We start from the raw sequence: 13,237 nt of genomic DNA, 5'->3' as shown, positions 1-13,237 counted from the left end.
CAAAATAATTTAAATTATTTTCTCATAAAAAAACCGGAGGTCATTAAACCTCCGGAATATCATTAATTATCTTCAATTTCTATTTCATATTCTTCTGTAGATTCTTGATCAGGAGTATTCTCTAAAAGAATATCCTCTGAATAACTATATGGGATTGTTAGATCCAGATGACCAACCAGAGTTTCTAATTCCTCACCTTCTATTTCAAAAAGAACCTCTTCTATACCTGGCAAACTCGTTAGAGTATTTACTATTGAATAAATCGTCAGTCGCTCACCTGTACTGCCTCCAGGATGATCTGTTCTAATAGCCTCATTAAAATTTAAAGTAATTAACCCATTTTCATAACTATAATCAATCAATTCAGTTGCTTCTGAAACTGTCGGCCTTAAATCATCAGAAACAGGACCAGCAACAATCTCCTCAATAGCTTCCCTATATAAATCTTCGCCAGGTAAAGTTCTGCTTTCTTGATCCAGATACATGGCATCCTCAGTTGCAAAATATAGATAAACTTCTCTCTCACCTGATGGAGGATATTCTTCACCTGGAGTTCTAAGGAGGAAGATTACTGCTAAAACCAGGAGAACAAGTAGAGCATATCCAGGTTTTTTAATCCTTTCAAGCTTATACAAGATTATTCCTCCTCTCCAGAATGGATCTGATTTAAATATTCCTCAATACCTTCAGCAATTGATTGAGCCGCTTCTTCTCTAAATGAGCTATCCCTTAATAATTCTTCTTCTTCCCTATTTGATAGGAATCCAATCTCTAATAATACTGCAGGCATTTCAGTATTCCTTATCACATAAAAGTTATCAGACTTTACACCTCTATCAGTAAGCCCTAAATGATCCAGCATACTCCTTTGCATTATATTAGCCAGCATATAACTATCTGAGCGCCTATTAGGTGCATGATAGGTTTCAATACCCCCAACTGAATTTCTATGGGCTGCATTTGAATGAACACTAACGAATAGACCAGCATCACTATTATTAGCTATATCAACCCGATCATTTAAAGTTACAAAGGTATCATCATCTCTAGTTAATATAACCTGATGATCATTATTTTCAAGAATTTCTGCAGCTTTTAATGAAATTGCTAATGCTACCTCCTTTTCAGTTAATCCAGTCGGTCCAATAGCTCCTGCATCAAAGCCACCATGACCTGGATCGAGAACAATAATCGTAGAGGTGTCGTCAAGCTGCTCTTTTGCCAGTGAAACCATTATTTCACTGTCCACCTCTCCTGATAGTACCTGATAATTATAGAAATCATTTAATTCAAAAACTACTCTTATGAATTCTTCACCACCTGATTCAAAAATCCCTTTTCTAACTTCTTCCACCATACCTTCAGGCTCAGGGAGCTCAAAATCATCTATATCTTCTCGATCAAGACTTTTAATATCAATTGCAATTCGGTGAGGATGGGAAAATTTCCTGACTTCATAATCCACATTACCTGTAAAGTCAACATGGAGATTCTGGAAATTTTTCTGTTCAGTAAGATAAATCTCTCTTAACCTATTCTCAAGTTTTACTGTATGATAAAACTTTCCATCTTCTCTTTCCTCAACTTCCCATTCATAACCGCTATTTTCATATAACTCTGCAACCAGCCTGACTGTTTCCCGGTCAAACCTTGATGACCTGATCTCTTTCATAGTGGAATTATCCACTTCTATCTTATCAGGAAAATCCTCTGACCGACTTGTATGAAGCATATTGATCACAAGCCTATCCGGGTCAGGCAAAGTAAAGATACCAGGATTAATCTCATTATTTGTAACAAATGAAATCATTCCAGGTTCATAAGCCAGATCGCTAACAATTGTCTGTTCAGTTGGTCTAAATACTAATTTATCATCATCTACTGATTCATCTATACCTAAATGGGCATCATCAGTAAGCTCCAGCACAACCCTTAAAACAACTGGATCTTCAGAAAACTGACTCAAACGTATATCCTTTACATATTCATTTTCGTCTATATCCAGATCAACCTCACTTAACATGAGATCTGGAATATCAATAATCATTCTCCTGGGGTCTTCAAGGAAAAATATTTCCGGTCTTTCCATTGCCGAATTAGCTTCTATTTCAAGAAAATCATCATCTCTCCAGTCTATATTAACAAGACGTGGGTTAAAGGTAACCACAAGATTACTGCCATCCTCCTCTATACCACCATCACGACGATAAGGGATAGGATGAAGACTTGTAATAATAATTTCCAGCCTTGACTCAACCTCATTTTCTCTAACTCTGAGATTAAAGTTTTCATTAGAAACATTATCAAGAAAGTCATCAGATAAAGCTGCTTTATCAACCTCTATCTTCATCTTTTTAGGATCATCAGTTGGGGCAATCCTGTATGGCGTTATTTCATCCATATCAAGAAAAATCATCCGTTCATCGTCACTCCAGTAAGCCTCATATACCTTAGTTTCTGGTCGGAATATGTAAAAGTCACCATTATCTTCATAGTTTGTTAAGTAACCGAAAGCTCTAACTACATCATTAAGAGGTATATAACTTGTTTCATCAATTAATCTTGCTCCTACTTCTGTCCTCTGGGTTGAGTTGCCAGTTTGAATATAGGGATGATCTATCATCATTCTTAGATCTTTCTCTTCCCGGGAAAGGTTAATAGATTTAAGAGATTCAACCCATTCAAGCTCCAGGTCAAGATGATTGGCCAGGGCTCTTGCATCAACTAAATATGTATCTTCTATTACTTCTGGATTAAGATCCTCAGTAATTTCTTCACCATGATAGTAAATATCAGGTGTTTCAGCTAATATATTTTGCGAGAATAATAATATCATTGCAAAAGTTAATACTAATAGAAAAAATGAAAGTTTTTTCTGATTCATACTGACAACCCTCCTTCCCTGGAGTAATTAAATATAAAGGTCTAGAAGTAGTCCTCTGATTTCATCGATCCTCCTGACTACTTCTAGCACATCTGCCTGATCCTGAATAAATTCTTCCTGAAGCATTTCCATCTCATGATTGATTTTTTCTATAATCATATATGTCTTTAAATTTCCTTGATTGTCCCAGCTAAAAGACTGTTTAGTTCTGGCAAATTCCTTCTGAATAATCTGTAAAAATTCTTTAACCTGTGCTTTGTAAGCCTGGAGATCTTCCTTATCCATGGTCTCTTTTAGCTTATCACCATATTGATCAACATAATCTAAAAGAGAATCAAGCCTTTCACGGATATTTTCTTCATTAACAGCCTCCAACTTCTGCTGAAATGAAGATTTCTCAGGACTATCAGTCCTGGATACAAGATTATTAATCTGTTTATCTCTATTTAAATTACTGCTATTTATCCTCATTTTAATACATCCTTCCGAAAAATTGACTTATTTATTATATTTCAAGATAAATAGCATAATTCCTGCAAGATCTTTGAACTATAAAGGTTTATTCCAGTCGAAGATTAAATTCTCTAACCTGCTGATTATATTCTTCTGCCTCCTCATTAAATTTGCCAACTTCATTTAAAGCATCAAATATTTCAAATGCCTTCAAAGCAGAAAAACCAATTAAATAAGGAGTGGCTTCGCTTAAATCATCTCTAGTTACTGCCATACCAAGCATTACAGCTTCACCAGCAAGGAAAAGTGCTCCCTTTGGCCACCAGCTTTCAGCATAGGCATGGCCTAAAGAAGGAATAATCAAACTCCTGGTAGCAGCTCCTGCCGATGATTTTAAATCAAGAGTATCAAGTTTTCTTTTCTCAGGTTCCAGATACTGAAGATCCCAATATGCATCTGTTCCAAATAGGGCCTGGTTACCATCTAGATAATCAACAACCCTTCTGTCGTCAGCATCTCTTCTGCCAACATCAGCCCCTTCTCCTAGCAAAATATCAATAATATTTTCATTATTGGTATTAGCTGCTGCCAGCATCAATGGCGTCCTGTCACGATAGGTGTTTTCAGGTTCAACCTCTGCTCCAGAGCTTATTAAATTGTTTATCAGTGCACCATCATTCGTGTTCTCTAATGCTAGCATTAATGGTGTATATTGATTAGGAGTTTGCCTATTAGGGTCTGCTCCACCATTCAGGAGTATCTGCACCCTATTATAATCTGGCCTACTTTTTAACTCATAATGCAGGGGAGTAAACCCGTCAGCATCAGTATTGTCAACAGCTCCCCCTTTTGAAATCAGCCAGTTTAAAAGCCTATCGTTAACCTGGTTTTTAACAGCATAATGGAGAGCTCCCTGCTTATTTCTATCAAGCTGATTTATATCTCCTCCCTTTTCTACAAGATATTCAAGAATAGAAACTGATCTATTAGTCAGTACTCCGTGAAGAAAAGCAGTTCTTCCCTGGTCATCCTGAAGATCGATTTCAGCCCCTGCTCTCAGCAACCTTTGAAGATCATTTGTATTCCTGGCATTTCTGACAGCAAGCATCAGAGGTGTAATCCCGTTATTATCCTTAAGATTAGGCCTGGCATTATTATCAAGCAAAAGACTGATAAGGTTTGAATCTGACCTGGCTGCTGCCCTGTGGAGGGCTGTCCGGCCCTGATTATCTTTAATATCAATACTTGCACCAGCATTTATGAGCAATCTAATACTTGTTAATGAACTTGATTTCTCAGAAAGAATATGAAGAGCTGTTTTCCCCTCTCTATTCTGCTGATCAACACCGGCTCCTGCCTGAACTAATAATCTAACCTTTTCATTCGAACCAGTTTCAGCTGCAGCTAAAAGTGGAGTCGTTCTATCGTCAGCCACAACATTAACAGCTGCTCCATAATTAATTAAAGTCCTTAAAACAGAACTATTACTATTATACCTGGCAGCATTATATAGAGCTGATCTACCTGAATTATCCCTGGCTTCTATTGTAGCCCCATTTTCAATTAAAAGAAAGATTATCTGCGGATTATGATTATGCCTTGCAGCTGCAATTAAAGGTGTCACCCCGGCCTCATTTCTAGCATTAACATTAGCTCCTGCTTCTATAGCTTCCTGGACCTCTTGAAAAGTAGCACCTTTAACCAGCTCAATGAATTCAACTTCTGCCTGAACCTGTCCTGCTAATAAAAAAACAGTTGCAATCATAAAAAATATAATAAAAAACTCCCTGAATTTTTTCAATTTCAAATACCCCCAATAGTTCTTTTTATAATAAATTCTCCATCAAAAGCAAATTCCCTTCATATAAAAGAAAAAAAGGAAAATTAAATTAAATAAAGAAGTTATTAATTGAGGTGAACCTATATGATAAACAATTCAAATAAACAGGATAAACCTCTGGTTTTAATCAGTCGCTGCCTTGGGTTTAAACCCTGCCGTTATGATGGCTCCATTATTGAGTTCAATCAACTTAAAGAATTAAAAAAGTCATTCATCTTAAAACCAATCTGCCCTGAAGTTGCTGCTGGTTTAGGTGTTCCCAGGCCTCCAGTTAAACTTGTAGTATTAAATAACCGGAAAGAAGTTGGCTATCTTTTCAATAATCACTGGCAGATAAAACCAAACATTTTAAGAAATGTTATAAGAAAATATTTAAGAGATTATAATAATGCTGGCGGAATGATCTTAAAAGAAAAATCACCTTCCTGCGGAATTAAGAGATGCAAGTATTATAAACCTCCAGGGAGGGATTTTAAGGGACGAACTGGTGGAATATTAATCGAAGAATATAATAGATTAAACCTGGGCTGGCCTTTAATAGATGAAATTTCATTGCAGAGTAATAGTTCAATGGAAAAATTCATAGCTGATGTCAAAAAATTTCACAATAAAGATAGATAAAACCCTGACTGCGGAGGTCAGGGTTTTTCTTGCTGGGCCATATTTTTCTCTATACTATCTCCTCTATCACATTACTACTCCAGTTATCTCTATTTTACATTAATGTCTGAGCTATTGTAACAACCATAACTACTGCAATTGCAATCGGAACAACAATCTTAACTAAGAAACCATACCATTCACCGATATTAATAACTCCACCGACCTTATTTGCCTCATCTGCAAGGTTTCTAGCCTTCCAGACATAACCGGCAAAGACAGCAGTTAGCAGACCGCCTAAAGGTAAAAAGATACTATTGGCAATCCAGTCATAGGTGTCAAGAACATCAAAGCCCAGGAATGAAAAATCAGACCAGGCACTGTAACCTAATACTGGTGGAATACCAACGATAAAGATTATAATACCAACAATTATTGAGGCTTTCTTTCTTTCGATATCTTTTTCATCTACTGCCCAGGCAACAACAACCTCAAGCAATGAAATAGCTGAAGTTAAAGCAGCTATGGACAATAGAACAAAGAAAATAAAGCCAAAGAAAGACCCTAATGGCATCTCAGCAAATACAGCAGGAAGGGTTATAAATGTAAGACCTGGACCTGCATCTGGAGAAACATCAGTTAAAGCAAATAGAGCCGGAAACATTGCTAAACCAGCCATAACAGCAATTAATGTATCCAGGCCAACAACATAGGCTGCATTATCGCCAATATTGGCATCCTCTGATAGATAACTACCATAGGTAATAATTGCACCCATACCTAAACTCAGGGTGAAGAAGGCCTGGGCAATGGCATCCATAAAGGTCTGTGCTGTTATCTCGCTAAAATCAGGAGATAAATAAAATCTCAATCCCTCACTGGCACCATCTAAAGTTAATGATCTAATAATCAATACAACTAATAAAATAAACAATATAGGCATCAATGTTTTAACTGCTCTCTGGATACCTTTAACAACACCAGCACTAATAACACCGATAGTTAAAGCCATAAAGACTGCATGCCAGAAAATAGGAACTCCAACACCAGTAATATGATCAGTAAAAACTTCACCAAATGCCATCTCTGGAACAAAACCACCTAATGCCTTAAAGATATAGGCAAGTGACCAACCGGCAACTACTGAATAATAACTAAGAATAACAAAACCAGTTAAAACACCCAGTCCACCAACAAGCCACCAGGGAGTATTTGGCGCCAGAGCTTTAAAAGCTCCAACCGGGTTCCGCTGAGTTTTCCGACCTAAAGTCATCTCAGTAACCATTAACGGGTATCCTATTAAAATAATAGCGATTAAATAAATAAATAGAAATGCGGCACCTCCATTAGTACCTGTTACATATGGGAAACGCCAGATATTACCAAGACCTACAGCAGAACCTGCAGCAGCTAAAATAAAACCTAATCGTGTCGTCCAGTTTTCTCTTTTTTGCAAATCATTTTTCATCCGCAATCCTCCTCCTTACTTTTGTGATTTAAACGGCCGCAGCAAGATTATTTAAATTATAATCTTTAAAAGATAAAATGTCAAGTTTTATTATATATTTATAACTTTTTAAATTGAAAAATAAAATAAGTAAATTCAAAAGGCGTATTACTGGTAAATAATACGCCTTCTGAAAAAATAATTATTAATTTTTCATTCCATTTATATAATACCTTACAGCCTGATCTAAAGCCATTCTTAAAACAACAAGTTCATCAATATCCTCCATACCATAAAGAGATAGCGCCGAATATAATCCAGTATAGAAATGAGGATTCCAGCGAGGCTGATCATAATCATCTGCATAAAGCCTTACCATCCAGTCATACAGGCGACTATATTTTGCCTCAGCTAAATTTATCACCATTCTGGCAGTCTCATCTGGATTATCATAATCAAAGGCATCATAAAAACCAGCATAATCAGACGGCAACCAGGTTGATACCTCAAGGTTTTCAACCCTCTCCAATCGGGTCTGATCCACCTTCTTATCCTTAAACCAGTCAACTAAAATCTTAAATGGAAGTTTATAATCCCCCTGATGATAATCAGAATCCTTCCAGGCAAGATAGATATAGCTGGTAATCATATGGTGGAGATTAATAATTCCAGAGCCAGATGCAGCCTTTTTCAAAAGCTCTGTCCAGTCAGGTTCTTCTTTCAAACTATAATCTTCAGGATCAAAATCCTCTGGAATATTTCGCCTGCCAAGATAGGTTACATAAGAAAGCAGAGCAGTTTCTGCATATTGATGGTGGGGAAAGACAAGATCTTCTATTACTGGCTGAAAACAGCTTAAACTATGGCCTAAAGAATCAGGTATTCCAAGAGACCCGATTCCAAGAAGATATTCTGATAAATTAGCTGGATTATCCTTATATTCCTGAATTGCATAGTAATAGCTATTATGAATATTACCCTTATTAAGCTCTTCCACCATATTATCAAGGGGCTGGTCGATCCTATCTGCCCCTTTAAAGTCACCGGCTTCTATATTAAGCCAGTTTCTATTAAGCATCTCTGTCAGAATAACCCTGGCCACCCCTTCTTCAGTCTCTTTACTTAAAATATTATTGATTGAAAGACGGCGAAGGAATAAAGCCATTTTAACCTGATGAAAACTACCATAGGTCAGATTCGATTCAAAGAGCAGTCCTGGTAATAATTCATCAATCAGACTGATTAAAGTCCAGTGCTTATTCTTAATTAGCCTATTTAAATATTTGTCAACCCCGGCTTTATCTTTATTAATTAAAAGGTCCTGTAAATATGAGTTCATATTTTCATACCACCTTAATGATTTTTTATAGCTTCAAAAACCTCTTCAAGATCTGGTACATCATCAATTTCATACTTTTTAGCCCAGACAATTTTACCTGATTGGTCAATTAATATATTGGCTCTTTCAGAAAATCCATCTTCATCTCTAAATATCCCGAGGTTTTTAGCCAGGGCACCATGGGGCCAGAAATCTGAAAGCATCTTTAGATTAGTAATATCTATCTCTTTGGCCCAGGCCTTCTTACATGGAGTTGCATCTACACTAACTCCTAAAGGTACAGTATCATATTCTTCAAAAAGTGAATAGTGCCCCTCTAAATCCTCCATCTGGGTCTGACAGATACCTGTCCAGGCTAGCGGGTGAAATGAGAGCAATACCTTCTGACCTTTTAAATCACTTAGACTGACATTATTTCCATCCTGGTCCTTTAAATTAAACTGAGGAGCTTCTGAATTAATGAGCTTTTCAATAGTCATTATTAACACCCCTTCTATTTATTAAACTAATAAATATTTTCTGCTTAAATTATAACACAATCAGATAAAGGTTACAATTTTACTCCATTTTTCTGCCAGCTTATTACAGCCCGGCAATAATCTCTTCCATTCTCTCTGCAAAAACCTGAAGATCTCCCTCAGTCAGGTCTTGATGGGTAACCAGCCTGATTAACCTGTCAGAGAACTGATTGGTCAAAATACCGGCATCATTTAACTTTTGAGATATCAATTCAGCGCCACCCTGATTATTACATGCCAGCATCACAAAATTAGTCGACTGTCTAAAAACTTCCAGTTTATCAGTCTTAAAACCTTCAATTATCTCTGCCAGCTCTTCTGCCTGCTCATGGTCTGCCTTTAGAACATTTCTGTTTTCTAAAGCATAAAGCCCGGCAGCAGCAATAATTCCAGCCTGGCGCATGCCTCCTCCTAAGAGCTTCCTGTTCTTTCTGGCAGACTTAATAAACTCCTCACTACCAGCCAGCATTGAACCTACTGGAGCCCCGAGGCCTTTGGAGAGACAGAACATCACAGAATCAAATCCTGCCACCAGATCTCCTGGGTCAACATCTTCCTGATAGGCTGCATTAAAGAGCCTGGCCCCATCAAGATGGAGTGGAATCCCCTTAGATTTTGCCAGTTCTGCTATCGGCTCAACCCTATCAGTACCATAGGAAATGCCTCCCCGGCGATTATGGGTATTTTCCATGCAGATAAGACCGGTCTCAGGATAATGAATATTCTCGCCTCTAATTGCATGTTCCACAGCTGCCGGCTCCAGATAACCATTTTCATCTGAAACAGTTCTTGCCTGGAGGCTGCCAAGCCTGGCCAGCCCGCCAACCTCATAATAAAAGATATGGCTTTCATCTCCTAAAACAACTTCCTGGCCAGGTACTGTGTGGGTCAAAAGAGCAACCTGGTTGGCCATAGTCCCACTTGGTAGAAATAAAGCTGCCTCCTTATTTAAGAGCTCAGCAGCCCTCTCTTCAAGTTCATTGATTGAAGGGTCCTCACCATAGACATCGTCACCAACATCGGCTGTAGCCATAATCTGGCGCATCTCATTGCTAGGTCTGGTTACTGTATCACTTCTTAGATCGATTTTCTTCATATTTGCCATTTATAATACTCTCCTTTTTAATGAATAGTTATATCTGTAAATCTGCCATCAATTTTGATAAGAGGTTGCCCCTCTCTCTCATAATAATAATTAGTCCTTGTTCCATCTTCTGTTAATTGAAAATCATATCTGCTATTAATAGTTCCAAAATTAGTACTAAGATCATAACTCCAGAAATCAGGCTCATTGTCAAGATATAAATCTAAATCAGAAAATTGAAGATCAAGTTCCAGATCCGAGCTTAACTGCTCAATCACAATATCTGTATAAGAAAATCTTCCATTTATCATTTCCTGAATACCACTGATCTTATAATTACTAAAACTGGATTCAATTTCTAACGGCCCCGAATTATTTAGAAGCTCAACATCGCCATAGCTATTATCAATCATAATCTGGCTGGCGAAATCTTCTATCCTGATATCATCAAACCTGCTCTTAAGATCAACAGCCAGCTCCTCCGGTGCCCTGATAGTTAAATAAGTTGCAATATTAACTCTATCCATGTTCTCAGGCCTGGCAGTGGAAACCTCTAATTCCTGATTGCTCTGACTTAACTCCAAAGCAACCTGTTCTACAGTTTCCTCCAGTAATTCCTCAGTTGCAGCTTTAACTTCAATCCTGTAATCTATGCTGATATCATCCCTGGATTCGCCAATAATATCAACCTCGCCAAAACTATTAACAACCCTGAGGCCAGTTAAATCAGCCCGGTCATAAATCTCATCACCAGAAATCTCAGACCTGTACTGATAGTCGCCTCCTGATGACCAGTCTACATTACCGCTATAGGAGATATCTACATTAAACAGTGTGGCCATCCCCTGACCATCAGTAATCAGCCTGGCATCTATATAAACAAAGATCAATAATAAAATTATTATTATCGTTATAACTCTTTTTCTCGATAACATTCTAAATTCCTCCTTTTAGACTTCAAGAACTTTTTCAAGTAATAACCCTGCACCAATTATAAATCCTAGAATCACCAGGGTCAGGCTGAGAAATGAGTTACTGCCAATAGTTATAACAGTTGTAAATTCCTCTGCTCCGCCAATTCCAGATACCTGAAAGGTCAATCCTGGCATCCAGTTAAAGAGCCGGGCCAGCAATTCTGCTATCCTCATGCTGAGATAGCCTGAAAGATAAAAAACCAGGATAGTAACCAGCCATCTAAACCTGTTATAAACCCTACTAACAAGACAGGCTAGCTGAGCCATAAAATACAGAAATAGATTGAATCCAAGATAACCGGCCAGAGTTAAAAATACAATATTGATAATCGATGTTCCGGTCAGATCCACTGGCATAACCGGCCCAAAATCTGCCATAGTCCTCATAACAATCTGCCAGGTGGTCATTGCAGTCAGTACTATCAAAAGCAAGAGATAAGTCGTTGCAGCAAGAAACTTGGCCAGAATTATTGTATAACCTCTTCTCGGCAATGACTTCAAGAGATAGATCGTCCGATCATTCCATTCCTGGGAGAAAGTTCTATAACCAGTAACCAGAAAATACAATGGAAAGATAAAAAATGGAGCCAGCACCGAACCGATTATAAACTGATAATTCTGAGCTGTAATTCTGGTGTAGAGAAAAAAGTGAAAGCCTAAAGTCAATAAAACAAGGATTAAAGCAGCAAATCCAGATTCCCTTAATTCCTTTTTATATAAATTTAAGAAAGCCATCTTAATTAAACACCTCCCTGGTCAGATCCTGAATCGATAGATTATGCTCATCCCTTAAGGCATCGGCATAACCCTGTAATCTAACCTGACCATTTTCCAGCATAATCACATAATCATAAAATTTCTCTGATTCAATAACTTCATGGGTCGATAAAATCACAGACTTACCGCCAGCAGCAAACTCACTATTTAAAATCTCTAGAATATAGCCCTTCGACTGGGGATCAAGTCCTGAAAGAGGCTCATCCATAATATAGAGCTTAACGTCCCTGGCCAGGGTTAAGACCAACTTCAATCTTCCTCGCATACCCTTGGATAAAGAGCTAATCCTGGTGTCAGTCTTCAAATTCATATCCCTGGCCAGCTCCACTGCCTTATCGTAATTAAAATTAGAAAACTGGCTTCTATGAAAATCAATAACCTGCTCAACTTTCATCCAGTCATAAAAATGATCTATCTCAGGCAAAAAAGCAACCTGCTCCTTTAACTGAATACCTAGCTTAAGGCCTAAAACCTCAACAGAGCCAGTATCTGCATAGGTCAGACCAACCATAATTTTCAATAATGTTGATTTTCCGCTGCCATTTGGTCCAATTAATGCTGTCAACTCCCCCTCAGGAAATTCCATCTCGGCATCCTGAAGCGCAACAGTTCTACCATATTTTTTAGAAACTGAATTCACTTTAGCAATCGGTTTAAAAGTCTCCTTAAGCTCCATTGCTCTTACCTCCTTTAAATTCCGCAAACTTATCAGCTAACATTTTATCAATCTCTGCCTTTGTAAAACCTAAAGCCCTTAGCTCTTCAATAAAATTCTCAATGATCTCCTCTCCCATTTCAATCCTTACCTCCTCTATCTTATCCTCAGATTCAGTAACAAAGGTACCCAGACCTCTCCTGGTTTCAACCAGATCCTTAATCTCCATCTCCCGGTATGCCCGCTGAACAGTATTCGGGTTAACAGATAAAAGTTTAGCCATCTCCCGCTGCGAAGGCAGTTTAGACCCGGCAGAATACTCTCCAGAGGCCAGCTTCTTTAAAATAAAGTCAATAATCTGCTCGTAAATAGGCCGCGTAGTATCATAATTTATAGCCAAATTAATGCCCCCTTCCAGCAACTTTTGCGCTATAAAGATAGTGCACTAGTTGAATAGTACACTAATATTATAACCCTATACTTTAATATTGTCAAACATAATTTTTATAAAATGAAAAAACCCCGACTGAATTACTATCCCAGTCAGGGTTACTTATCATTATTAAATTAATCCAGACCAGAACCAGGATAAATACGCTGATTCTTCGGTACTCCTTCGGTACTGTTTCGTTATAGATTCGGTATAGATTCCCTATTCTTTCGGTT

General features: G+C 37.7%; 13 protein-coding genes. 1 reads left to right on the top strand and 12 read right to left on the bottom strand.

Annotated features, from left to right (window positions below):
• Positions 1-62 precede the first annotated feature (62 nt).
• From I0Q91_RS01770 to I0Q91_RS01755, 4 genes are all read right to left on the bottom strand, one after another.
• On the bottom strand, positions 63-635 hold the full coding sequence (locus I0Q91_RS01770; protein ID WP_270452466.1) for a GerMN domain-containing protein: 573 nt from the start codon (positions 633-635) through the stop codon (positions 63-65).
• Between the two features lie 2 nt (positions 636-637).
• Positions 638-2,884, bottom strand: a complete 2,247-nt coding sequence (locus I0Q91_RS01765) for an N-acetylmuramoyl-L-alanine amidase (RefSeq protein WP_270452465.1) — start codon at positions 2,882-2,884, stop codon at positions 638-640.
• A gap of 27 nt (positions 2,885-2,911) precedes the next feature.
• Positions 2,912-3,355: a YaaR family protein gene (locus I0Q91_RS01760; protein ID WP_270452464.1), complete on the bottom strand. Its 444-nt coding sequence runs from the start codon at positions 3,353-3,355 to the stop codon at positions 2,912-2,914.
• Between the two features lie 88 nt (positions 3,356-3,443).
• Positions 3,444-5,138 carry an ankyrin repeat domain-containing protein gene (locus tag I0Q91_RS01755; protein WP_270452463.1) on the bottom strand — a complete coding sequence of 565 codons (1,695 nt, stop codon included), beginning with the start codon at positions 5,136-5,138 and terminating at the stop codon, positions 3,444-3,446.
• A gap of 123 nt (positions 5,139-5,261) precedes the next feature.
• Between I0Q91_RS01755 and I0Q91_RS01750 the strand changes: the two genes are divergently transcribed.
• Positions 5,262-5,798, top strand: coding sequence for a 2-thiouracil desulfurase family protein (locus I0Q91_RS01750; RefSeq protein WP_270452462.1), 537 nt, complete (start codon positions 5,262-5,264; stop codon positions 5,796-5,798).
• A gap of 94 nt (positions 5,799-5,892) precedes the next feature.
• On the opposite strand, the gene I0Q91_RS01745 is transcribed toward I0Q91_RS01750, so the two are convergent.
• The 8 genes from I0Q91_RS01745 to I0Q91_RS01710 all read right to left on the bottom strand — a co-directional run bounded on the left by I0Q91_RS01745 (position 5,893) and on the right by I0Q91_RS01710 (position 12,971).
• Positions 5,893-7,245: a sodium-dependent transporter gene (locus tag I0Q91_RS01745; RefSeq protein ID WP_270452461.1), complete on the bottom strand. Its 1,353-nt coding sequence runs from the start codon at positions 7,243-7,245 to the stop codon at positions 5,893-5,895.
• A gap of 184 nt (positions 7,246-7,429) precedes the next feature.
• A complete protein-coding gene (locus tag I0Q91_RS01740; RefSeq protein ID WP_270452460.1) occupies positions 7,430-8,563 on the bottom strand; it encodes a hypothetical protein in 1,134 nt (377 codons plus the stop codon).
• Between the two features lie 14 nt (positions 8,564-8,577).
• Complete coding sequence (locus I0Q91_RS01735) at positions 8,578-9,042, bottom strand: redoxin domain-containing protein (protein ID WP_270452459.1); 465 nt, start codon at positions 9,040-9,042, stop codon at positions 8,578-8,580.
• Positions 9,043-9,145: 103 nt separating this feature from the next.
• A complete protein-coding gene (locus I0Q91_RS01730) occupies positions 9,146-10,186 on the bottom strand; it encodes a threonine aldolase family protein (protein WP_270452458.1) in 1,041 nt (346 codons plus the stop codon).
• Positions 10,187-10,203: 17 nt separating this feature from the next.
• Positions 10,204-11,100, bottom strand: a complete 897-nt coding sequence (locus tag I0Q91_RS01725) for a DUF4097 family beta strand repeat-containing protein (RefSeq protein ID WP_270452457.1) — start codon at positions 11,098-11,100, stop codon at positions 10,204-10,206.
• A 15-nt stretch (positions 11,101-11,115) separates the two neighbouring features.
• A complete protein-coding gene (locus I0Q91_RS01720; RefSeq protein ID WP_270452456.1) occupies positions 11,116-11,874 on the bottom strand; it encodes an ABC transporter permease subunit in 759 nt (252 codons plus the stop codon).
• A 1-nt stretch (position 11,875) separates the two neighbouring features.
• Entirely contained in the window at positions 11,876-12,592 is a 717-nt protein-coding gene (locus tag I0Q91_RS01715) for an ABC transporter ATP-binding protein (protein ID WP_270452455.1), read from the bottom strand.
• Positions 12,582-12,971, bottom strand: a complete 390-nt coding sequence (locus tag I0Q91_RS01710; protein ID WP_270452454.1) for a GntR family transcriptional regulator — start codon at positions 12,969-12,971, stop codon at positions 12,582-12,584. The genes I0Q91_RS01715 and I0Q91_RS01710 overlap by 11 nt, the downstream gene beginning before the upstream one ends.
• Positions 12,972-13,237 lie beyond the last annotated feature (266 nt).

Source organism: Halonatronomonas betaini (assembly GCF_015666175.1).
GTDB classification, from domain to species: domain Bacteria; phylum Bacillota; class Halanaerobiia; order Halanaerobiales; family Halarsenatibacteraceae; genus Halonatronomonas; species Halonatronomonas betaini.
This window is presented reverse-complemented; position numbering and strand designations above follow the sequence as displayed.

Excerpts from the sequence above, each read along its gene's own strand:
- I0Q91_RS01765 (WP_270452465.1), bottom strand. The coding sequence starts at position 2,884 with ATGAATCAGAAAAAACTTTCATTTTTTCTATTAGTATTAACTTTTGCA.
- I0Q91_RS01760 (WP_270452464.1), bottom strand. The coding sequence starts at position 3,355 with ATGAGGATAAATAGCAGTAATTTAAATAGAGATAAACAGATTAATAAT.
- I0Q91_RS01750 (WP_270452462.1), top strand. The coding sequence starts at position 5,262 with ATGATAAACAATTCAAATAAACAGGATAAACCTCTGGTTTTAATCAGT.
- I0Q91_RS01745 (WP_270452461.1), bottom strand. The coding sequence starts at position 7,245 with ATGAAAAATGATTTGCAAAAAAGAGAAAACTGGACGACACGATTAGGT.
- I0Q91_RS01740 (WP_270452460.1), bottom strand. The coding sequence starts at position 8,563 with ATGAACTCATATTTACAGGACCTTTTAATTAATAAAGATAAAGCCGGG.
- I0Q91_RS01735 (WP_270452459.1), bottom strand. The coding sequence starts at position 9,042 with ATGACTATTGAAAAGCTCATTAATTCAGAAGCTCCTCAGTTTAATTTA.
- I0Q91_RS01730 (WP_270452458.1), bottom strand. The coding sequence starts at position 10,186 with ATGGCAAATATGAAGAAAATCGATCTAAGAAGTGATACAGTAACCAGA.
- I0Q91_RS01725 (WP_270452457.1), bottom strand. The coding sequence starts at position 11,100 with ATGTTATCGAGAAAAAGAGTTATAACGATAATAATAATTTTATTATTG.
- I0Q91_RS01720 (WP_270452456.1), bottom strand. The coding sequence starts at position 11,874 with ATGGCTTTCTTAAATTTATATAAAAAGGAATTAAGGGAATCTGGATTT.
- I0Q91_RS01715 (WP_270452455.1), bottom strand. The coding sequence starts at position 12,592 with ATGGAGCTTAAGGAGACTTTTAAACCGATTGCTAAAGTGAATTCAGTT.